We start from the raw sequence: 21,830 nt of genomic DNA on the forward strand, positions 1-21,830 counted from the left end.
TTTTAGTCAAAAAAAGATAGATAAGAATGAAGCGTACTATTCTGCTGTTAACCATTATTTTCCCCTGTTTTGTATATTCTCAGTCAACTATTAACGGTACTGTTAACAATAAGGAAGGAGTGGTTCCTTTTGCCAATGTTGTTTTAACTGACACCTTAAATAAGTTGATCACCGGTGTGACAACAGATGAGTCCGGAAAATTCTCTATGAATGCCCCGAAAGGCAGCTACAGATTGAATATCCGTTTCGTGGGGTATAAGGATTGGGTGAAAGATATGGACATCAAAGGCGATGTTTCTTTAGGGAACATTCAGCTGGAGAAGAACGTCAAAGACCTAACCGAAGTAGTGGTGAAATCGAAGAAGCCGCTGGTGGAGTATCAGGCTGACCGGTTCGTTTTTAACGTGGAAGACAATCTGGCCGTTAGCGGCGGCAATGCGTTGAGCACCATCAATGTTACCCCAGGCGTTGTGTTGCAGAACAATGCGATCAACATTTTAGGGAAAGGCACCGCCAGAGTGATGGTAGACGGACGTATGGTTGAACTGACCGGAAGCGCCCTGACCGGTTATCTGAATTCCATTTCAGCGAGCGATATAAAAAGCATTGAAGTGATCACCAATCCGCCCGCAAAATATGATGCGGCAGGGGAAGGGTTGATCAACATCGTGTTGAAAAAAGCAAAGATCAACGCCTGGCAAAATGCCACTACCGTGAGTTACGATAAGAACAAATATGGGTATCTCACTTTGAGGGATAATTTCTTCTACAGCAAAAATAAACTCAGGCTTACCGCAAGCGCCGGCGGCGTAACCGGCGCCAGGCAGCATACATCCAGCCTTGATATGTATTTCGCCAAAGGGTTGCAAAGACTGGACGGCGATGAAAAAGGTAGAATGGATGAGGTGTCCGGAAGAGCCACCGTTGATTATGATTTCTCGAATAAAATAAGCGCAGGGATACAGTATCAGGGAAGCGTTGGCAAACCCGACCGGTCATACCGGAACCTGGTTTCCGTCTTTAACGCTAAGGATCTGGACTCCTATATCCTGACCCATGGCGATATCGACGAAAGGAAAGTGTCCCATAGCGTAAATGGGCACTTTATTGCCAGCCTGGATACACTCGGAAGGAAATTATCTTTTGATATTGACTATTTCAGGTATGATAACGATGTAAACAATAATTTCCGGGGTGAAGACTATACGTCGGCCTTTATATACAAAGGCGTGAATCTGGACGCGAGGAACATCTCCAATCAGAAGCTGGACAATATCAGTGTAAAAGTGGATATGGAGCATCCTACCCACTTTGCTAACTTTTCATATGGTGTGAAATACAGCGTAATTAATACCAATAGCGGGGTGGAGTATTATGATGTGTCTTCCGGCACTCCGGTGCTGGACCCGAACCAATCCAATCTGTATGATTATAAAGAGCGGAACCAGGCGTATTATGTGAGCGGGGCTAAGAGTTTCAATAAAAAATGGAGCCTCAGGCTTGGATTAAGGTTGGAAAATACCAGTACGGAAGGGGTTTCCCATACTTTAAACCGGACTAATAAAAACGATTACACCAAACTGTTCCCAACATTTTATCTGGGTTATAAGGCGAATAAAAACAATAATTTCATCTTTAATTATGGCAGAAGGATTACCCGGCCGGACTTTTACAGCCTGAACCCATTCAGAATTTATATCAGCAATACCAGCTATTCAGAGGGGAACCCTTTCCTGCAGCCTTCTTTCACAGATAAACTGGACTTTACCTATAGTCTCAAAGACAAGTTCAGGACCAATGTTTTCCTGAACATCGTCACAGATGGTTTCGGTGTTGTGTTTAAAGGCGACGAAGCGAAACAATCTCAAATCATCACCCGGGAAAATTATTACAAAGAGTATTTCTATGGAATAGGAGAAATATATACAGAAGATATCACTTCCTGGTGGCAAAGCCGGAATACCTTATATGCCCTGGCCTCTAACAGCGAATTTGATGGCAGGATCAACGCCACACCCCAGAACGGATGGCAGATATATGTGGCTACCAATAACACTTTTTCCATAGGAGATAATACTAAACTGCAACTGGATTATTCCTATAGTTCACCTTTTAAGAAGGGACTGTATGAGATCGGCTACCGTTCCAAACTGGATTTCTCCGTTGGACAGACATTCATGGACAAAAAGCTGAAGCTGACACTTTTGATGAATGATATCTTTAATTCGGCATTTCTCAGGGATTACACCTCCATTGTAAATGGCGTAAAACAAGTGTATAATGAGAATGTAAGCAGCCGTTTCTTCAGGATTTCCCTGTCTTATAATTTTGGTAACGAAAAAATCAGAGTCAGCAAAAGAGATTTTGGTAACGAAGAAGAAAAAGACAGAACAAAATAGTGAATGGACATGGAGCAACCACAAATATTTTTACTGCATTATGCGGGAGGACATGCGCATTCCTATGATTTTCTTGGAAAAAGGATCAGGAATGTGGTCTCTCATGCACTCGAGTTACCCGGTAGGGGAAGGCGATTCCAGGAAAACTTCCTGTTGAGCAGGGCTGCAGCTGCGGAAGATTACGCAGCACAGATACGGCAAAAAAGAAACGGTCAGCCTTACATTATTTACGGACACAGCATGGGAGCCTCTTTAGGGCTGGAGGTGTGCAGGCGGCTGGAAGAAGCCGGAGATGCTCCCCGCCATCTGGTAGTATCCGGAAATTCAGGTCCGGGCGTGAAAGAACAAAGGCGGAAAAAGAAAGGCAAGGTTTTTTTTGTTGAACGATGGCGATTTTAAGGAGGAGCTGCGCGAATTGGGCGGCACACCGCCGGAGATACTGGAAAACGACGAACTGTATAGGTTTTTCAGTCCTATATTGCGAGCGGACTACAAAATACTGGAAATCGACGAAGACCCTACAGAAAAAGAAATAACCATCCGGACGCCCATCTATGCCATCATGGGAGGGGATGAAGAAACCAGCAGCCAGATTGAAAACTGGCGCAGGTTTACGACCGGTGATTTTCAATTTGAAATACTGTCCGGCGGACATTTCTTTATTTACGATCATCCGGCTACCCTGGCCGGCATCATTCAAGGTTGCTTCGACAGCAACTAACGCAGGATATAAATAGTAATCGTTATCCCAAACCAAACAGTATATGCTCAAACTGAAACTCAGGAATGTAGTGTATCTGATGATATATGCTGTGCCTAATGTTTGCTTAAATTTTGGCATCGTGTATGTTATCAACAACGCCATGGCAGGAAAGGAGATTTTCCTGAAGGAATACACGTGGGTTGTTTTCGTTGCCATGATCCTGTACTCCTATCTGCACAACATTATTTTTCAGAGGTACCTGAATAAGTTCTCTTTTAAACTATTGTATGATAGCGAGAAACGGGTGTTTGCGCAGGTGTTGAATGCGCCCTTAAGGAAACTGGAAAAACTGGGCTCCCAGCGGTTTTATACGGCCGTGGAGGATCTTCGTATCTTTTCGTTCCTGCCTTATACCGTAACGCATACGGTCAATTCGTTGCTGATGCTGCTATTATGCCTGCTGTATATGTTCACCCTCTCGCTGGCTTCGGCAATGATCGTAGTAGGTCTGATTATAGCTGTGGCAGGATGCTATTTTTACACGATCAGTACCATGTCAAAAAAAGTGGCCAGATTAAGAGAATATAATGAACACTACTACGGCCATGTGGATGATGTGATGAAAGGGTTTAAGGAACTGAAGCTGAGTTTTTTCAGGCGGGAAAGCCTGATGAACAGGTTTCTGATCCCCAACAGGAATGATGCCATGGAACTGGATTTCAGAAATAACTTCGTGTTCCTGTCCATCAACCTGATCAGCCAGTACGGACTGTATTTTGTTGTTTCTGTGATTTTATTCATTTTTCCCCGGTTTGAATTACTTTCCAGAACTGATGTTATTGCCTATGTGGTGATCATTTTGTTTATGTCCGGTCCCATCAATAATCTCATCAACCTGCAGCAGATGTATACCCGCTTTATTGTGTCTAACAAGCGGCTTAAGGCGTTTGTAAAGGATTTTGAGATCGTGGATCATGTGCATCATATCGAAACAAAGGAAAAATGCGAGTTCCAGTCGGTGGCGTTAAGAGACGTGTCATTCTCCTATCATTACACAGACGGAGGCGAGAGCCAGTTTGCCCTCGGGCCGGTGAGCCTGACCATCGAACAAGGCGAAACGATTTTTATAGTGGGCGGCAACGGGTCAGGGAAAAGTACCTTCATTAACGTACTGACAGGACTCTACAAGCCTACTGCCGGGCAATTGGAACTGAATGACGGCGATCGGGTAAACGTCACGGAGAAAATGCAAAGCCTGACAGCAGCTGTGTTTACAGACAACCACATCTTCTCCCATAACTATGACGAATACGTACTGGAGAACAATGAACAATACGTGGAGCTGCTGAAAACGATGCAGCTGGATGGGATCGTTCAGGATGATAAAGAAGCGTCAGCCAGACGGAAATTTTCCAAAGGCCAGAGTAAACGCATGTCCCTGATATTTGCACTGCTGGAGAAGAAACCGGTGCTGGTGCTGGATGAATGGGCTGCCGATCAGGACCCGCATTTCCGGAAGTACTTCTATGAGCAGCTGTTACCCAAACTCAAAGCAGAAGGCAAAACGATCATCGCTGTCACCCACGACGACGCCTACTTCCATGTGGCAGACAGGATCATAAAATTTGATTACGGCGTGATTGTAAAAGACTTAAGGGTTACCAGCAAAGAAGAAATTGCTGAGAATATATGGATGTAAAGTGTTGAAATATTCCCGTTAACCTTTCTCAAAATAATACTATGCGGCTTACTCTTCCCCAACAAGATGTCTATTTTGAGCAATTGATGTACCCTGATGACCCCATTTATAATATCGGGGCCAAAGTAGCTATTCGGGGCAACATCAATTATGAACTGTTCAATGAAGCCTATGTGGCCGTGATCAACCAGCACGATGTTTACCGGAGTATTTTGGACCAGTCGGAGGAGGAAGTAACGGTGTGCATCCAGAAGGACCAGGCGTTGAAACTGGAACTGGTGGACTTTTCAACACACAGTGATGCAGATGGAGTGGCCAACGCATTTATGCAGGAGCAGTTCATGATACCGTTTAAACTGGATGAAAAGAAGCTGTTGTACAGGTTCTTTCTGGTAAAAGTCAGTGAAAAATTTTATTATTTATTCTCCGTATATCATCACATTATTACTGACGGATGGGGAACATCGCTGATGTTTCAGCGAGTGGTGAAAAATTACAATGAGCTGGCCGAACATGGAAAAATACTGACGGAATATCCCTACAGTTACCGCGAATTTGTTGCGGATGATCAGGCGTATTTTCTTTCAGAAGATTATCATAAAGACAAAAGCTATTGGGTAGAAAGGTTCAGGCAGCTGCCCGATCAACTGTTTGATAAAATAAAGAATACCGGTAAACTCAATCAGAGCAAACGAAAGGAAATATGGATCAACCGGGCTGATTACAATCAATTGGACCGGATGGGCAGGAATTTAAAGTCGTCCACGTTTCACGTTATCCTGGGGATATTGTTGCTCTATTTCGGAAGAAAACACCGGAAGAATGACCTCGCCATTGGATTGCCGGTACTGAACCGGGGCAAATCTGTTTTTAAGAAGATGGTTGGGCTGTTCATGGGTGTGTCTCCCTTACGGATGCAGCTGGACCCTGAGGATACCTTTGAAGATCTGGTGAGAAATATCCGGCGGCAGTTGCAGCAGGATTACCGCTATCAGCGGTTTCCACTGGGCAAGCTTATTAAAGAGCTGCAATTGTTTCACGAAAAGGACCGTCTTTTCAATATGACATTGTCTTATGAGAAACAAAACTATGCAGATCATTTTGCGGGTACAGAAACAACGGTGATACCTTTGTCGCACCAATCGGAGCGGGTGGCGCTGGCTATCTATATCCGGGAGTTTGACGAATCGGCAGACGTGAAAATCGATTTCGACTATAACGTCAACTATTTTAATGAGACTTCCATCACGCAGGTCGTTACCCATTTTGAAAGGCTTGTGAAAGCCGTGGTAGCCGATCCGCAACAACGGCTTTTCGAATTTCAATATATCACGGCAGCAGAAAAAGAATACCTGTTAAAAACACTCAATGATACCCGGTTTGAGTATCCGCGGGAAAACACGATGCTAGATCTGTTCAGAGAGCAGGTGAGGAGATATCCGGACAAAGTCGCATTGGCAGACGATACCGGGACATATACCTATGAAGCGCTGGATGCTGCGTCAGACAAGATTGCCGCGTATTTGCGCCACCGTACCAACGGAAAAATACCTTCCGTGACGGGTGTAATGATGACGCGTTCTGCCAGGCTGGTGGTAACGTTGTTGGGTATATTAAAATCAGGCAATGCCTATATTCCCTTAGACCCGTCTTTCCCTGAAAGCCGTATCGAATATATCATTGCCCATAGCGGCATTAATGAAGTAATCGGGACGCACAACCTGAAAGGGACTACTGAAGGGTTTATTGACATAGAAACAATACTCCGCCACCAGCCTGAACCGCTTGAGGAATGGAAGGTGCCCGCGGAAGCTGTTGCTTATGTTATCTACACTTCCGGTTCAACAGGCAACCCTAAAGGGGTAGCCGTAGGGCATCGGTCTTTGCTGAACTTCCTCATCAGCATGCAGCAGCGGCCCGGCATAACACCGGATGACTATTTCTTTTCGGTAACGACACAGTCCTTCGATATCTCTATCCTGGAGTTTTTTGCGCCATTGGTTACTGGCGCCACGGTATATATTGCCAGCCCGGAACTGCTGGCGGACCCTTCGGCGCTGATCGGGAAACTGGAGGCGCTGAAGCCTACCATCATGCAGGCTACGCCGAGCTTTTATCAGATGCTTTACCATGCAGGCTGGAACGGTAATAGTGCCATCCGTATTTTGTGCGGCGGGGATTTGCTGAGCGAGGCATTGGCAGAAAAAATGCTGGCCACCACCGCGGGTTTATGGAATATGTATGGTCCTACGGAAACGACTATATGGTCTGCCTGCAAAGAGATATTACAACCCAAAGATGCCTCCAATATAGGTAGTCCTATCAACAATACCACGGTTTACATACTGGATGAATACCGGCAGCTTTTGCCGGCCGGCAGTGTGGGCAATATCTATATCGGCGGCGACGGCGTGGCACAGGGATATTTCAAAGCGCCTGATCTGACCGTGAAGAGATTTGTTCCAAGCCCGTTTGAGGCAGACGAGGTTATTTATGATACCGGGGATCTGGGAAGATGGAATGAAAACGGGGAAATAGAATTTTTCGGTCGTAATGACCAACAGGTAAAAATAAGGGGCTACCGCATTGAACTGGGAGAAATAGAAGCGCAGCTGAACCAGTTACCTGCTGTGAAAAATTCGGTGGTGGTCGCAAAGAAAGGTGCTGCGCAGGAAGCCTTTTTAGTGGCTTATGTGCTCCCCGAGGCGGCGGACCTGGATAGTAAAGACATCATTCGCGCTTTACAGGCTACGTTGCCGGCGTACATGGTTCCCAATGTCATTATTTCCCTGAGTGAGTTCCCGCTGACTCCCAATAAAAAGGTGGACCGGAAAGCGTTGTCGTTAAGGGAGATAACCCCGGAAAAAAGCGACGCCGCGCCTGAAAAGCCTGCCACTGATATGGAAACAGTGTTGTGTGGCTACTTCCGGGACGTGCTGTCCCTGAGGCAGGAAATAAGTGTTTCAGATAACTTCTTTGCATTGGGAGGGCATTCCCTCAATGCCATAAAACTAATCAGGCTGATAGGCGAGGGGCTGCATTATAAGATTATCCTGAGGGATATATTTGAGTATCCCACCATACAAATGCTGGCAAAACACCTCGAAGGCAGTGAACAATACCATCCAACGGACATCGTGCCTGCGGAAGAACGGCCTTATTATGCTATCACTGCCGGTCAGCGCGCTCTCTGGCTGGCTGCGCAACAGGAGAGCAGGTCGATTGCGTATAATATGCCGGCCGCTTTTAAAGTAGTGGGCACGTTGAACAAGATCGTTTTAGAACAGGTATTTCTGGAGATACTGAAAAAGTATGATGTGTTGAGGAGCAACTTCCCGGAGGTGGAAGGGGCGCCACAACAGAAAGTTAACGTCGGTGGAAAGGTGTGCCTGTCGCTGGAAGAGTACTACCATCCGGCAGAGGCGATCATGGACGCAATGGAGGCGTATATAAACCAGCCGTTTAATTTGGAAAGTGATACGTTGCTACGGGTCGCATTGTTTCACCGGAAAAACGGAGATGATTATCTGGTGTTCTGTACTCATCACATTATCATGGATGGTTGGTCGCTGGAAGTGCTGATCAGAGAGGTTGTCAGCAGATACAAGACGATAAGCGGGCAGCAGCGGCGTACGGATGAGGCGCTGCGTTTTCAGTTTAAAGACTATGTGGTATGGCATCAACAGCAACTGGAGAAAAGCCGGGAGAACAACCAACGGTTCTGGAACACTTATTTGCGACAATACTTGTGGAAACCCCTCATTCCCTATGACGTGGAATTTGCTGGGGAAAAGAACACCGGTGCTGTCTACCGTGTTGCATTTGAGTGGGTAAAGGTCGATGCGCTTAGCGCACTGTCCGGAGAGCAGCAGGTATCCATGCATACACTTTTGCTGACAGCCTTTAATGTACTGCTGTACAGGATGTTTGGGCATACGGACATCTGTGTGGGTATGGTAAATTCCGGGAGAACGGCGAGCGCATTGCAGGACCAGCTGGGCATGTTTGTAAAGACTTTGCCTCTGAGGACCCATGTCGATCCCCAACAGTCGTTTTCCGATATGCTGGCAGCCAGTCATAAAAATATACTGGAAACAGATGACCATCAGGACATCCCTGAGGCCATTGAAAACACCTTGCGGTTGGATGTACTGCTGGTACTGGAAAATCCCATGGCCGACTATGCCCAGATCACTATTGATAAAGATTTGCGGCTGGAGCTCCTTGAGCTGGCTAACAGGTACAGCAGGCTGCCTTTATTGATCAGCCTTGCTGTGAACGGAGATTGTTTAACAGGGAATATGTTTTATGATAAAGCCATTTATCAGGAAGAGACGATAGCCCTGATTGCGCTGAAGTATGAAAAGCTATTAACGGAGCTGCTGGTCAACCCTGACATGTCCCTTGATTCCGTTGATGTGGAGCTGGATATGGAGAAGGAGAAAAGCATAGATATCAGTTTTGATTTTTAGCGTCGTTTGTTCTTGCCGTCTGTAGCTGCATTACTATCGGAGCATAACAGTCAGTTGCTGTAGCCGTTCTTCCCGGTCGCCCCGGTCAAAATATACATACACGTGGTAACGTTCGTAATAGAAATCCTTTTCATCTGCCTCATAGTATTGGCTATTGGCAGGGCCATGCGGGTTTTCTGTTCCCAGCTTTCCGGCCACGGTGCGACCGTTGCTCTGCAGCTGAAGACCGAAAGGTAACTGTACAGGATCGGTAGCACTGGCCTCTGGCGTAAAGAAATCTATCCTTGTTAAATAAAGGGGGCCATTACCTACCGGATTTTTGATCCGGTAATCTGCGGGAGAAAAAATGGACTGCCCTTCCGGGTCTGATTTGCTGAGAGCCGCTGCTCTTGCGGGATCATCAAAGTCGAAAGAAAGAGCAAATCCCTGAATAAACCGTGAATGCAGATACTTCCGGACTTTCTTTTCCGGCAACAGTGGGTTAGGTAAGTGTTGCAGGTCGATATGATGGGCCGCCAAAAAGGCTTTAAAATCCGGGTGATCAACACTATAACCTAAAAACTGCAGGAGTTCCTTTCCTTTCATAGTTACACATTTTTCATTTGTTGTTCCATGCAACTTACTGTTTCTTTTGTTTGTCGTACCCACTTTTTTGTAAAAATAAAATAGGTCATCCATCTCAATAATATCCCTGATGGCCTGTCCGGTGTCGTTTTTAACGGTTTTTACCGCTTTCTACTATTCACGACACAAATGCACTCAGTGAAGAATTGATGGAGAATGTGTAGCCTCATTTACATGGTCTTTAGAAAAAACTCCAGCACATGGATATTTGGGGTAACGGCGATGTTCCATTTTATTGTATTGGACAACGATCGGCTTCCGGGCCGTGAAAACCGCGCTGACTAACCCGGTGAAGAGCTTGAGGATGGAATAACAAAAAAGGTTGCGAGCATCGCTCGCAACCTTTTTTGTTATTCCTCAGACCAAACCGCCAGTTCATAACCGTCAGGGTCTGCGAAATGAAAACGTTTGCCACCAGGGAAGCGGAAGATATCCTTTACAATGGTGCCGCCTGCCGCAATGACCTGTTCTTTGGTAGTATCAAGGTCGTTGGAATAAAGGACCACCAACATAGTACCTTTTACGGGCTTTCCCGGCATGAATCCGCCATCTACATAATCTCCTCCAAATGCAGTATAGCCAGGGCCGAAGTCGGTGAACTGCCAGCCAAAACTACTGGAGTAAAATTTCTTGGCGCGGTCAAGGTCTTCGGACAGGAACTCGATATACTGCACCTGCTGATGTTTGTATTTACTTTTAGACGGAATGTTTGCCATAGAATAGATCTGTTGTTTCTTTGTGAAGAAATTGAATGAGGTTTGATTATTGTTGGATAAAAATAACAATATATACGAAAATCTCAAATTATCCTCCAACAAACATCAGCACCTATTCCTCCCGGGTATCCCCAATTTCAACGCCCCTGATAGCGCTATTCTTCCGGGCTTACAGACCTGAAAGGCGGAAAAATAACCGATTGTCTAAATTATTGTCCCTTTTATTTTTATATAAAACCCTTTTTTAGGTATAATTTTGCGGACGCTTATACCCATCACCGTAATGCTGCTGACCTTACCAGGACAACATATTGCCGTGAGAAGGAAAATGGCAACTACCGGTTTTCCTGGAGCTTGAAAGGAAGAAGTAGATCTGTTATTCTTCAAAAGAAATAAAGATGAAAATCATTGGTGCATTGATAGGCATGGTATTTTTTCTCTCGGTAGGCTGTCGGCGCCCGGAGGTAAGACTCCCAATACTTGGTGAACCGGTTATTACACAGCGATTGTTTAACGGAAAGATAGTTTATGATTCCGTCTTCCCAACTATTCCGGATTTTTCTTTTTGGGATCAGGATAGTACAAAAGTTAACAACCAGTCATTTTCAGGTAAAGTCTATGTAGCAGACTTCATCTTTCTGTCCTGCCCCAGTATTTGTCCTAAAATGACTGTAGAAATGAAGCGAACGTATGATTTTTTCCTCAGGGATGACCGCATACGCTTTATCTCACATACTGTCGATCCGGAACACGATTCTATTCCCCGGCTGAAAGCATTTACCAGCAGTCTGCATATTGATAACAACAAGTGGAAGTTTGTAACTGGAAACCAGGATAGCATTTTACAGCTGGCAGAGAAAGGCTACTTTTCAAATGCCTACAAAGATAGTACTGCTCCTGGTGGTTATGTTCACAGTGGCGGATTACTTTTAATTGATAAGAACAGACATATCAGGGGGGTATATGATGGCACCAACCCCAAGGAAACGTATAGATTGATTAACGATATAAACATTTTACTGAAAGAGCCAGCCTGAACAGATTGAAGCGATTTGTATCCATATTGCTTTTATGTATAATGCTTGTACAGGGTACAGGTAATTGTTGGATTGTAGCTGCATTCTATCTAAACAGGGATCGCATTGCCGCAACTGTCTGTATAAATAGGTTTGACCTGATCCCCGTTTGTAAGGGCGTCTGTTTCCTGGAGCGTAAGTTAAATGAGAACGAAAACAGACAGGAAAAATCACCTGATATTAAATACAAGGAGATCACATTATTCTGCGTGCGTAATATAAGCATGACAGACCAACCCGTTTCCATTGAAAATCCATTTTCCTTTTGCGACTATAGATCGCCTCACTTCCCGCATTTGTATCTCTCACAGGTATTCAAGCCTCCGGTACAGCTGACATAGCCAATCATTTATTGCATTTTACATTATTAAGCTACTCATGAGTATGAAATTCAGCGAAATAGCTGTTTTGTCTACGAACATGTTGGGAGCAGGCAATGATGTTTTCTGGATTGGCAGTCTTGAAGGTATACTTGAAAAGTACCCGTTGCTGGAACGGCCCCACAGGCAATCGTTCTTTATTTTACTGTGCATTGAAAATGCACAGGGCAACGCGGTAATTGACGGTGTTGTAATCCGGATGGACCGACCCAAAATCATTTTTGTCAAACCTGGCAGTGTATTCAGTATAGACATCAACAGAACGGCCAGCGGTACAGTTATTTTTTTTACGGAAGAATTTTTTTCTTTAAGGTATAACAACAATGCACTTTTCCAATTTTCCTTCATGAATGAGGGGAATAGTAATTATGTACGCCTTGGAGAAAGCAGGGCTTCTGAGTGGAAGTCACTTTGTGGATGTATGCTGGAGGAATTTAATAGCCGGCAAAAAAATGCAGACAGTGTACTGCGATCGTTTTTAAATATTCTTCTCTGTAAACTGGACAGACAATTTAATCCGGTTATAACAAATGAAAAATGGAATAGTAAAGAAGAAAAAATAAGGCAGCTTCATTTACTGTTAGATGAACATTTTATTAAACACAAAATGCCTTCCTTCTATGCGGAGCAGTTAAATATTACAACGAATTATCTCAATAAAATATGTAAGAAGTATAAGGGCTTATCCGGCGGAGAATTAATCCGGAGAAGGATCACTATTGAAGCTCAACGTTTATTGCATTATTCCACTCGTTCGGTTGCGGAAATCGCAAAAGAACTGGAGTTCGAGAGCGTTTCTTATTTCATCACTTTTTTTAAAAAGAACACTGGTGTGACGCCCGAAAACTTCAGGAAAAATCATCAGTAATTACACGTATGTCCAGTTATTCAACAAACGAAAGAATAATCATCCGGGTACAGGTAAGATCAGGTAATAGCATTAGTGTTGTAAAGAAGCCGGCTATTGTTAAACTCAACCTCAATTAATTTTTATTTTAAAAAATGGTTTATGGAAACTAATGAAGTCATAAAAAGAAATGAAATAAAATTTCGTCGCAGCAGAATACTTGTAAAGGTAATATTAGTGATACTGGTATTGTTAATGCTCATATTGCAATATGACCATATCATCAGTATACTGAAGAATTTTATCGGTGCTAATTAGAAAGCCGTATCTACTCATTTTAAAAATGACCAGCAATGAAACTGATAAATGTATTTTCCAAATTTGAAAGTTTAACGAAACCGGGTCTGATTGAGACAATCATTGTAATTAACAGGATCGCCTTTGGGATTCTGCTTTTCTGTCTGTTACTTGTGCTGTCAAAGCTATTGTAGCCGGTTGTTTTTTCTAAATTAAAGAATGGAAAAGTTACATTAATAAGATCGTTTTTTGAAAAACGCTTTATATATATAAGAAGAAGCCGGCTTGTTTAATTAAACAATTGGCTTCTTCATTTCTTTTTGGTAGGATATGTCTGCATTAGCTTTGCAGAGAGTAAAAATACTACCAAATGGATTTTCCAATGTTTCATCTTGACTGGTTAAATGACCGGTTCCTTATTGCCATGATTGCCATCATACATGTTTTTATTAATCATGGTTTGGCAGTTGGATTCATACCTTATATTACCTGGTTGGAGCAGAAGGGAGTGAGAATGTCTGACACTTCACAAATTACCAATCCTGCATGGGATGATATGGTGTATAAGAAAATGAAGGTTGCCTTTATTATCACCACAACGCTGGGAGCGATGACTGGTGTTGGCATCTGGTTTTCGGCAGCACTCATTAGTCCATCTTCGATTGGAAGCCTCATCCGCGTATTTTATTTTGCCTGGTTTGTTGAGTGGTTGACGTTTGTGACAGAAGTAGTGTTAATAATGATCTACTTTCTCACCTGGAAGAATGCAAACAGGACACTTAAATCAAAACTACGCCACATAAGGTTTGGATGGTCCCTTTCCATATTTTCCTGGATAACCATGGCCATCATTGTTTCTATCCTGGGTTTTATGATGGACCCCGGTAACTGGGGCAGGCATCATAGTCTGCTGAATGGATTTACCAATCCCATTTATTTGCCTCAATTGTTTTTCCGCACACCGGCTGCGATGGTTCTAGGTGGTATTTTCGGTATGTTGTTAACGACCATCTTTGCAAAGAAGGATACTGCTGAAAGGAGTATAGCATTAAAAAGTGCATCGAAATGGATATTGTTATGGGCGCCGGTAGCATTGGTGGCGGCCTATATATATTATAATGCCATGCCAGCGGCGATGCGCTTTAATATGAGTACAGCGGTGGGCACTATCGAATTCTCTCAGTACTATGAATTACTTAGTTATATCATTCCGGGCGCTGTTTCATTGGTGGTGATCATCAGTGTATGGGCATTACTGCGGCCAAGGTCAATCCGCTTTGCCTTTGTGCTGGTGCCATGCCTGGCTGCATTTGGTTTCCTTGGCATTTTCGAGCGCGTGAGAGAGTTTATCAGAAAGCCATATGTGATCGGTGGATACATGTATTCGAATCTGCTACGGGAAGAAGATTACCCGCTTTACAAAAGGGATGGTATTTTAAAATATGCCACCTATGCCAGTACGGTAGAGATAACAGAAGAAAATAAGCTCGCGGCCGGACGCGATGTGTTTATGCTGTCATGCAGCCGCTGTCATACCACCAATGGTATCAACTCCATTGTAGAAGTGTTTGAGCGGGTGTATGGAGCAGGGAAACCGCTGGATGAAAAATCTATGGAAGCCTATATCCCCAATATGCATAACGGAAGAACCTATATGCCGCCATTTCCCGGAAATAAAAAAGAGTTAAAAGCATTGGCTGCATATATAAGAAACCTTCAGCTAAGCGGAGAAGCGTTGGGTGGCGCTCAAACAGAAGGCGTAACCGTTAATCCGCAAAATAATATCCAGGCTGCCGAAGAGTTGATGAAAACTAATGAGAAGGCGATGGCTGATAATGAAATGAATAAAAAATAGTAGCTGAAAATTAATATTAAATCAAACATGATCACTTTACTACAGGCCAACACACCCGTTCCCAGAGACATTCCACTTGATCTTCCTTTACCGGAATGGCTATTGGTAGTACTTTTGATATTATCTTTCCTGGCACATATCGTATTTGTAAACCTGATGTTAGGTGGTTCTATACTAACATTATGGGCACAGATCAAAGGTTTGAAGGACAAAGAATATGACACGCTGGCGCATGAAATTGCAAAGACTATAACAGTTAATAAGAGTCTTGCAGTGGTATTGGGAGTAGCGCCACTACTCAGTATCAATGCGCTTTACACGGTATACTTTTACTCTGCCAATGCATTGACCGGGCTAATGTGGATTTCAATTATTCCGCTGGTCACGATTGCTTTTCTCTTAACTTATCTGCATAAATACACCTGGCATAAACTCGAGGATAATAAACCACTGCATATCTCAATTATTGCAGCAGCTGTATTGGTGTTCCTGTTTATCCCTTTGATTTTTTTAACCAATATCAATCTGATGTTATTCCCTGAAAAATGGGGTACCATTAAAGGATTTGTGAGTGCGTTAACACTACCCAACGTATTTCCACGTTATCTCCACTTTATCTGTGCATCCATGGCAGTTACAGGTCTGTTCCTGTTTTGGTATGTCGGCAGAAAAAAATATGCTTTTGAAAGTTATTTCCGTACACTTACCCGCTATGATATCAAGAAAAAGGCATATTCCCTGACATTCGCCGTGTCATTGTTTCAATTTATGATTGGTCCTATTGTACTTTTAACCCTGCCATCAAAAGGAGTTAAATGGAACCTCATCCTGGTAATACTTTCCGGTGCAGTCATTGCGTTGCCGGCAATGTACTGGATGTGGAAAGCTATTACGGGGCCACCTGAGAATATTGACAGACACTATGGCAAAGTGATTATTGCAATGACAATAACGGTGCTGTTTATGGGAAGTGGCAGGCATGTTTACCGGGCGAATGCATTGGCTCCCCATAAAAAGCTGATGGCTGCCAAAACAGCTGAATTCGAAAAGATATCAGCTGAGGCCAGGCTGCATCCTCCCCTGGAGGATGAAAATCCGGTTGAAATTGATTCCACCCTTGGCAGGGTGGCAAAAGGAGCTGCCATATTCCAGTCTAACTGCAGTACGTGTCACAAACCGCATGAAAAGCTGGTAGGCCCGCCAATGACTGAAATGGCTAACATATATCATGATAACGAAAATGGATTAAAAAGCTGGATTAAGGCGCCAGGGAAAAAACGTGCAGGATATCCTCAGATGCCAGGATTCCCACAGCTGTCAGAAACCGATCTTAATGAATTGACTAAATATATTCTTTCAATTAAATAAACTTATAATGTGGACGACTATTTTTATCATTGCTATTGTACTGCTCATTTTTAGTGTTCTCAGACAGCTGACTATCATCAGCACTACCATTCAGTTTTTATCAAAAGACCCTTCCTTATTGCGGCACAAGGCAAAAGAAGAGGATGAGTATTTATTTATAAAGGGATTATACTAAATGCTGCTTTCTTAAACCAGGTCCTGAAAAATACAGTGCAAACAAAAGACATGAAATTGATTAGATAGCATTTGTTTGGTAGGCGATAGTTGCTATATATTTCGGATGAAAAGTAATGACGCATAAAAAATGCTTATGATAATTTTTGTACATATGTTAAAGTTGAACAGAAGGGTCCTTGGTCTTCAGCTGCTGCTGGCATTTTTTTTAAATGGCCACATCAGTGCAATGAGCATGAATAGAGATACCACTAAATATTTTCCGCATCCGGACAGGATCCGCTATGATGGTAGTTGTATGACCATTGATGGGAAAGATATATTTATTTACAGTGCGGCCTTTCACTATTTCCGCTGCCCGCAGGAGCTGTGGAGGGATCGCTTCAGAAAAATAAAACAGGCGGGATTTAATACGGTAGAAACTTATATCCCCTGGAATTGGCATGAGCGTGCTATGCCGGCTAACGTTAATGACACTTCTAAGTTTGATTTCCGGGACCTGAAAGCATGGTTAAAAATGGCGCAGGAAGAGTTTGGTCTTTATACCATTGTACGCCCCGGACCATTTCTATGTGCAGAATGGTCGGGCGGTGGATATCCCCGCTGGCTAAGCCTGATGGGGCCGGGCAAGGGTGATCTCTGGTTGCGTAGTGCCGATCCCGTACATATCAAATGGTCACTGCATTGGTTGGATGCCGTATCGAAGGTGACAGCAGCAGAGCAGGTTACCCGGAAAAAGAAGGGACAGAAAGGAGTTGTCTTGTTCCAGCTGGAGAACGAATATGATGCACATGACACGCCTGATAAAGAGTTATTCTTAAAGGCATTGTACCATACGGCCAGGAGCAACGGTATTGAGGTACCGCTGTTTACCTGTCTCACAAGGGAATGCAGGGCCAGCAAGGATCCGGAGCTATCACAGGTGTTTGATTGCGACAACTATTATGTAGATCTGACGGAGGCGCCCAGTTGTGCGCACCGGATGGTGAACCTGCGCAAGGCCCAACCGGATGCGCCGGGTATGGTGACTGAATTGCAGGGTGGTTGGTTTTCACTGGTCAGTGGGCGACTGAGTGAAGAAAATTATTCTGATGCCCGTCATTTAAATGCTATCAGCTTAATGTCGCTGCTGGGGGGCGCTACAGGGATCAACTATTATATGTTTTATGGAGGCACTCATTTCGCCGGATGGGGTGCGAGGGGAATGACTACCAGCTATGATTACAATGCGGCTATCCGGGAAAACGGAGCAGTGGGAGCCAAATATGAGGTGGCAAAAGGTATAGGCGATTTTCTCCGCATATATGGCAGCCAATTGGCTCGTGCAACGGGTGGTCCCTGCGAGTTGCAGGCATCCGGAAAGCTATTTGGAGGCGTTCGCGTAGCACCTGATGGCACCAGGTTTGTTTTCCTGCATAATACAGATCCGGAACATGCTATAAAGGAAAAGGTAACACTGGTACCCGGAAAAATAGACAAGGCATCTGCTCCGATGTATAACATTAATCAGCATGGAGAGAGGGTACTGATAAAAGATGCCGATACCGGTTCATCCGGTTCCATAACGATAGATGCTTTTACCATCGATGCGGATTTGCCGGCTCTCGGCGCCGGTATACTCGTGATACCTCCCGGGGCATCACCGGAGAAAGGACAATGGTGGCCTAAGGTGGCTGTTACAGCAGCGCGTCCGGTACTTGACCTGAAGCCAATACGTATTGCTTTTGCTAAACGAACGGAGGATCCGGCAATAACGGCCATATGGAGGCCATTGCCGGTTGCTGCCTCCTTACCGGCACTGGGTATCAGTGACTTCAGGTATAGTCTTTACAGGTCTGTATTTCAGCTCACATCGGCGGATGTGAGAAGTGAGAAATATTTATTGTTTAACATGTTCACGCGCGACGTTGTTTCTGTAACAGTGAATGGCGTGCCTGCAAAAAGACTTTTCCCTGATAAAGCAGATGCCCAGTCCTGGCCAACCAGGGATGCCGACCAACGGATAAGTGCCAACGAATTCGATAACCGTTTTGAAGTTGCCGGATTATTGAAAGAAGGAACGAATGAAATAGTAGTGGCGTATGAAAATTTGGGACATGCACATGGGTATGTACCTATGGAGGAACCCGCGGGCATAAGGGCCGGTGGATTATCGGTAACGGATACACTGTTGTCGCATCCTTTGAACTGGGATTATGCGGCGGATGTAGCCGGGGTTACGCAAAACTATTGTCAACCGGGTTTTGAAGCATCCGGCTGGGAGAAGATCGCCCTGGATACAACCGGTGAAATACCACGTAAAGGCAATCGGATACAGCCCAAAGGAATACAAACAGGTTTATTTACCTGGTATCGTATTGAGTTTTATCTCCCTGATATTTCTCCCCGCATATGGGTACCCTGGATGGCCAGGATCCATGCTTCCGGGAACGGCTATATGTGGTTGAACGGTCACAATATTGGCCGGCACTGGGAAACAGGACCGCAGCGGGAATTTTATCTCCCGGAATGCTGGTTAAATATGGGTAAGCAAAAAAAGAACGTACTTGTATTCGGACTGAGGCAGACGATCAACGGCGCGCAGCTCCATGCGGTAGAAATCAGGCCTTGTGTAGAAGACGCCGCGTTCAAACATTAAGTAATAGTGATAATGTAAAGAAAATTCTTGCCCCTTAACGAATGTTGAGGGGCTTTTGTATTTTATAAGCATAATACCGGTTAACTAAAAATAGCGGCCATTTTTTCCATGCTTTGTTCCAAACCAATTTGTGCGAAGTTGCTTATCGAACCAAATTCTGCATATTCTGTAACAGTCATTTCTGTTTTGTTATCTGCGACTTCCTTAAAGGTTACAACAGTTTTTATATCAAGGGGAAAATCTGACGGCATACCCAGTTTTGCAGGATCGGTTTTATTACCGTTTTTATCAGCCAGATTTTGAATAAACTCAATTGTTTTTAGAGGAACAATTTTTACATATTCCCAAATCGAAAAAAACTCCTGACCACCCATTTCCGGCGGAGCCTTCATGCTTACTAAGGATTGGCCCCCTATGCGAAAATCAATTCTCGCTACAGGTGATATATAATGTTTGGGTCCCCACCATCGCTTAACTAATTCAGGATCTGTCCAAATTTTCCAAACCATTTCAATAGGCGCATTAAATATTCTGGTAACCTCAATTTGCTTTGCCATATTTGTATAATGATATAAATAAATTAATGAACAGTTTTAATTCCTGCTCTCAGGCATTTTGTAAGGCCTCAATATCAAATTTTTTCATTTTTAGAAAAGCTTGCATAACACGTTGCCCTTTTTCAGGGTTTGACATCAGCTCGCTTAATATTGTTGGAACTACTTGCCAGGAGAACCCGAATTTGTCTTTACACCATCCGCAATTACCTTCCTTTCCTCCGTCTGCAATAAGTTTATACCAATAGTGATCAATTTCTTCCTGGTCTTTACATGGAATAACGAAAGAAACAGCTTCATTAAATTTAAAGTTATCACCTCCGTTTAAGCCCATGAAGAATTGCCCGTTAAGCTCAAAATTTACAACCATCCCTGAATCGTTGATTATTTTTGAATCAGGGAAAATGGTGCAGTAAAAATCTGCTGCTGCTCTGGCCTGGCCATCAAACCATAAGCATGGATACATTTGCTTGTTCATTTTTTATGATTTTAGATTGTGAGTAAACTACTTTTTTGATTTTCCTTTTTTGGTTTGCATTTCCGTAAGTAAATCATCCATTGCCGACAACCTGCCTTCCCATAGTTTCCGATACGGGTCCAACCAATCTGCTATTTCTTTCATTTTAGAGGGATTGAAGTGATAATAGATTTCCCGGCCTGATTGAGTCTGGCTCAGTAATTCACATTCGTTCAAAATCTGAATATGCTTTGAGATCGTTTGTCTTGATGAGTTAAAGTTTTCAGCAATTGCACCAGGGGTCATTGCTTGCAAAGCTACCAGACCCAAAATCGCCCTGCGGGTTGGGTCGGCTATTGCTTGAAATACATCTCTACGAATTTCCATTTTGCGCAGCCATTTGACTGCAAATATAAATGCAACTATTTAACTGCGCAAATTTATTTTTGAAAAGAGCTACTTTTTTACGGAATCAGACTCAGGCTCTCGGTTTGCCATAAATATACCAGCCTGCTCCGGTCAACACAGCTTCACACCTGATTATTAATCCGGATTAATCTTAAATCTTAATATAGATTATTGGCGACAGATATCTAAAGACCGAGTTTTGTTTAATAATTGAAAACTATGTAGAAGGGCGCTGTGAGCGCGTCACAAGCTGGCTTGATTGATTGCTATCCCTTCAACAAAATTGCATTCTGAATTATTAATAAAACTCAAGAAAAATGAACAAGATTACAGTAAAAGATGGTACCGAAATCTATTACAAAGACTGGGGGACAGGTCAACCATTAGTTTTCCATCATGGCTGGCCTTTGTCAAGCGATGACTGGGATGCCCAGATGATTTTTTTCCTGAACCAGGGTTTCAGAGTTATCGCTTTCGATCGCAGAGGTCACGGAAGGTCCAGCCAGACTGCAATCGGACATGATATGGATACCTATGCATCTGATGTAGCAGAGCTGGTTAAAGCACTTGACTTAAAAAATGCGGTGCATATCGGCCATTCAACAGGTGGGGGAGAAGTGATCCGCTATGTTGCAAAACATGGGCAGGGACGTGTAGCGAAAGCGGTACTTATCAGCGCAGTTACACCGATAATGGTTCAGAACGAAAATAATCCTGACGGTGTTCCTATGCCGGTATTCGATGAAATACGCGCTAATACGGCAACCAACAGGCAGCAGTATTTTCAGGACTTTACGATTCCGTTCTATGGCTATAATCGTGAAGGATCAAAAAAGTCTCAGGGCATTATGGACAACTGGTGGCGTCAGGGAATGATGGGAGCGATCAAAGCGCACTATGATTGTATCAAGGCATTTTCAGAAACAGATTTTACAGAAGATCTTAAAAGCGTTGATATCCCTGTACTGGTGATGCATGGCGATGATGATCAGATTGTTCCTATAGCCACTACCGGAGTAAAGGCCGCTAAACTATTAAAGAACGGAAGACTGATTTCCTATCCTGGTTTTCCGCATGGCATGCCAACTACAGAAGCTGCCACTATCAATGCTGACCTGTTGGCTTTTATCAAAGAATAAATATCAAACGAATAATCTGTAACG

Annotated in this window: 16 protein-coding genes; 11 read left to right on the top strand and 5 right to left on the bottom strand. The window is 43.7% G+C overall.

Annotation, left to right across the window (positions count from 1 at the left end):
• Nucleotides 1-26: 26 nt before the first annotated feature.
• The 5 genes from KD145_RS00535 to KD145_RS00555 are packed head-to-tail and all read left to right on the top strand — an operon-like array spanning nt 27 to nt 9,273.
• The gene (locus tag KD145_RS00535) at nt 27-2,399 is read left to right on the top strand and encodes an outer membrane beta-barrel family protein (RefSeq protein ID WP_212003984.1); all 2,373 of its coding nucleotides are present in this window, start codon (nt 27-29) and stop codon (nt 2,397-2,399) included.
• A gap of 9 nt (nt 2,400-2,408) precedes the next feature.
• Nucleotides 2,409-2,798: a thioesterase II family protein gene (locus KD145_RS32405; protein WP_212003985.1), complete on the top strand. Its 390-nt coding sequence runs from the start codon at nt 2,409-2,411 to the stop codon at nt 2,796-2,798.
• Nucleotides 2,776-3,120, top strand: a complete 345-nt coding sequence (locus KD145_RS32410; RefSeq protein WP_212003986.1) for a thioesterase II family protein — start codon at nt 2,776-2,778, stop codon at nt 3,118-3,120. Before KD145_RS32405 ends, KD145_RS32410 begins: the two co-directional genes overlap by 23 nt.
• 43 nt (nt 3,121-3,163) lie before the next feature.
• Nucleotides 3,164-4,801, top strand: coding sequence for a cyclic peptide export ABC transporter (locus KD145_RS00550; protein WP_212003987.1), 1,638 nt, complete (start codon nt 3,164-3,166; stop codon nt 4,799-4,801).
• Nucleotides 4,802-4,842: 41 nt separating this feature from the next.
• On the top strand, nt 4,843-9,273 hold the full coding sequence (locus tag KD145_RS00555; protein WP_212003988.1) for a non-ribosomal peptide synthetase: 4,431 nt from the start codon (nt 4,843-4,845) through the stop codon (nt 9,271-9,273).
• Nucleotides 9,274-9,306: 33 nt separating this feature from the next.
• Here the strand turns inward: KD145_RS00555 and KD145_RS00560 are convergent, their stop codons facing one another.
• Both KD145_RS00560 and KD145_RS00565 read right to left on the bottom strand, forming a co-directional pair.
• Complete coding sequence (locus KD145_RS00560) at nt 9,307-9,858, bottom strand: hypothetical protein (RefSeq protein ID WP_212003989.1); 552 nt, start codon at nt 9,856-9,858, stop codon at nt 9,307-9,309.
• A gap of 389 nt (nt 9,859-10,247) precedes the next feature.
• On the bottom strand, nt 10,248-10,613 hold the full coding sequence (locus KD145_RS00565) for a VOC family protein (RefSeq protein WP_212003990.1): 366 nt from the start codon (nt 10,611-10,613) through the stop codon (nt 10,248-10,250).
• A gap of 425 nt (nt 10,614-11,038) precedes the next feature.
• Between KD145_RS00565 and KD145_RS00570 the strand changes: the two genes are divergently transcribed.
• The 5 genes from KD145_RS00570 to KD145_RS00590 all read left to right on the top strand — a co-directional run bounded on the left by KD145_RS00570 (nt 11,039) and on the right by KD145_RS00590 (nt 19,248).
• A complete protein-coding gene (locus KD145_RS00570; RefSeq protein WP_249219864.1) occupies nt 11,039-11,650 on the top strand; it encodes an SCO family protein in 612 nt (203 codons plus the stop codon).
• A 423-nt stretch (nt 11,651-12,073) separates the two neighbouring features.
• Entirely contained in the window at nt 12,074-12,937 is an 864-nt protein-coding gene (locus tag KD145_RS00575; protein WP_212003992.1) for a helix-turn-helix domain-containing protein, read from the top strand.
• Between the two features lie 646 nt (nt 12,938-13,583).
• On the top strand, nt 13,584-15,068 hold the full coding sequence (locus KD145_RS00580; protein ID WP_212003993.1) for a cytochrome c: 1,485 nt from the start codon (nt 13,584-13,586) through the stop codon (nt 15,066-15,068).
• Between the two features lie 201 nt (nt 15,069-15,269).
• A complete protein-coding gene (locus KD145_RS00585; protein WP_249219693.1) occupies nt 15,270-16,436 on the top strand; it encodes a cytochrome c in 1,167 nt (388 codons plus the stop codon).
• A 328-nt stretch (nt 16,437-16,764) separates the two neighbouring features.
• Nucleotides 16,765-19,248 carry a beta-galactosidase gene (locus KD145_RS00590; RefSeq protein WP_212003995.1) on the top strand — a complete coding sequence of 828 codons (2,484 nt, stop codon included), beginning with the start codon at nt 16,765-16,767 and terminating at the stop codon, nt 19,246-19,248.
• 80 nt (nt 19,249-19,328) lie between these two features.
• Here KD145_RS00590 and KD145_RS00595 read toward each other — a convergent pair whose 3' ends face one another.
• From KD145_RS00595 to KD145_RS00605, 3 genes are read right to left on the bottom strand one after another with little or no spacing between them, the layout of a single operon-like run.
• Nucleotides 19,329-19,805: an SRPBCC domain-containing protein gene (locus KD145_RS00595; protein WP_212003996.1), complete on the bottom strand. Its 477-nt coding sequence runs from the start codon at nt 19,803-19,805 to the stop codon at nt 19,329-19,331.
• A gap of 49 nt (nt 19,806-19,854) precedes the next feature.
• Nucleotides 19,855-20,280, bottom strand: coding sequence for a VOC family protein (locus KD145_RS00600; protein WP_113619966.1), 426 nt, complete (start codon nt 20,278-20,280; stop codon nt 19,855-19,857).
• A 27-nt stretch (nt 20,281-20,307) separates the two neighbouring features.
• On the bottom strand, nt 20,308-20,646 hold the full coding sequence (locus KD145_RS00605; RefSeq protein ID WP_212003997.1) for a helix-turn-helix transcriptional regulator: 339 nt from the start codon (nt 20,644-20,646) through the stop codon (nt 20,308-20,310).
• Nucleotides 20,647-20,984: 338 nt separating this feature from the next.
• Between KD145_RS00605 and KD145_RS00610 the strand changes: the two genes are divergently transcribed.
• The gene (locus tag KD145_RS00610) at nt 20,985-21,806 is read left to right on the top strand and encodes an alpha/beta fold hydrolase (RefSeq protein ID WP_212003998.1); all 822 of its coding nucleotides are present in this window, start codon (nt 20,985-20,987) and stop codon (nt 21,804-21,806) included.
• Nucleotides 21,807-21,830 lie beyond the last annotated feature (24 nt).

This window comes from Chitinophaga sp. HK235, from assembly GCF_018255755.1.
Taxonomy (GTDB): domain Bacteria; phylum Bacteroidota; class Bacteroidia; order Chitinophagales; family Chitinophagaceae; genus Chitinophaga.

Coding starts and splice junctions, on each gene's coding strand:
- KD145_RS00535 (WP_212003984.1), top strand. CDS start 27: ATGAAGCGTACTATTCTGCTGTTAACCATTATTTTCCCCTGTTTTGTA.
- KD145_RS32405 (WP_212003985.1), top strand. CDS start 2,409: ATGGAGCAACCACAAATATTTTTACTGCATTATGCGGGAGGACATGCG.
- KD145_RS00550 (WP_212003987.1), top strand. CDS start 3,164: ATGCTCAAACTGAAACTCAGGAATGTAGTGTATCTGATGATATATGCT.
- KD145_RS00555 (WP_212003988.1), top strand. CDS start 4,843: ATGCGGCTTACTCTTCCCCAACAAGATGTCTATTTTGAGCAATTGATG.
- KD145_RS00560 (WP_212003989.1), bottom strand. CDS start 9,858: ATGAAAGGAAAGGAACTCCTGCAGTTTTTAGGTTATAGTGTTGATCAC.
- KD145_RS00565 (WP_212003990.1), bottom strand. CDS start 10,613: ATGGCAAACATTCCGTCTAAAAGTAAATACAAACATCAGCAGGTGCAG.
- KD145_RS00570 (WP_249219864.1), top strand. CDS start 11,039: ATGGTATTTTTTCTCTCGGTAGGCTGTCGGCGCCCGGAGGTAAGACTC.
- KD145_RS00575 (WP_212003992.1), top strand. CDS start 12,074: ATGAAATTCAGCGAAATAGCTGTTTTGTCTACGAACATGTTGGGAGCA.
- KD145_RS00580 (WP_212003993.1), top strand. CDS start 13,584: ATGGATTTTCCAATGTTTCATCTTGACTGGTTAAATGACCGGTTCCTT.
- KD145_RS00590 (WP_212003995.1), top strand. CDS start 16,765: ATGTTAAAGTTGAACAGAAGGGTCCTTGGTCTTCAGCTGCTGCTGGCA.
- KD145_RS00595 (WP_212003996.1), bottom strand. CDS start 19,805: ATGGCAAAGCAAATTGAGGTTACCAGAATATTTAATGCGCCTATTGAA.
- KD145_RS00600 (WP_113619966.1), bottom strand. CDS start 20,280: ATGAACAAGCAAATGTATCCATGCTTATGGTTTGATGGCCAGGCCAGA.
- KD145_RS00605 (WP_212003997.1), bottom strand. CDS start 20,646: ATGGAAATTCGTAGAGATGTATTTCAAGCAATAGCCGACCCAACCCGC.
- KD145_RS00610 (WP_212003998.1), top strand. CDS start 20,985: ATGAACAAGATTACAGTAAAAGATGGTACCGAAATCTATTACAAAGAC.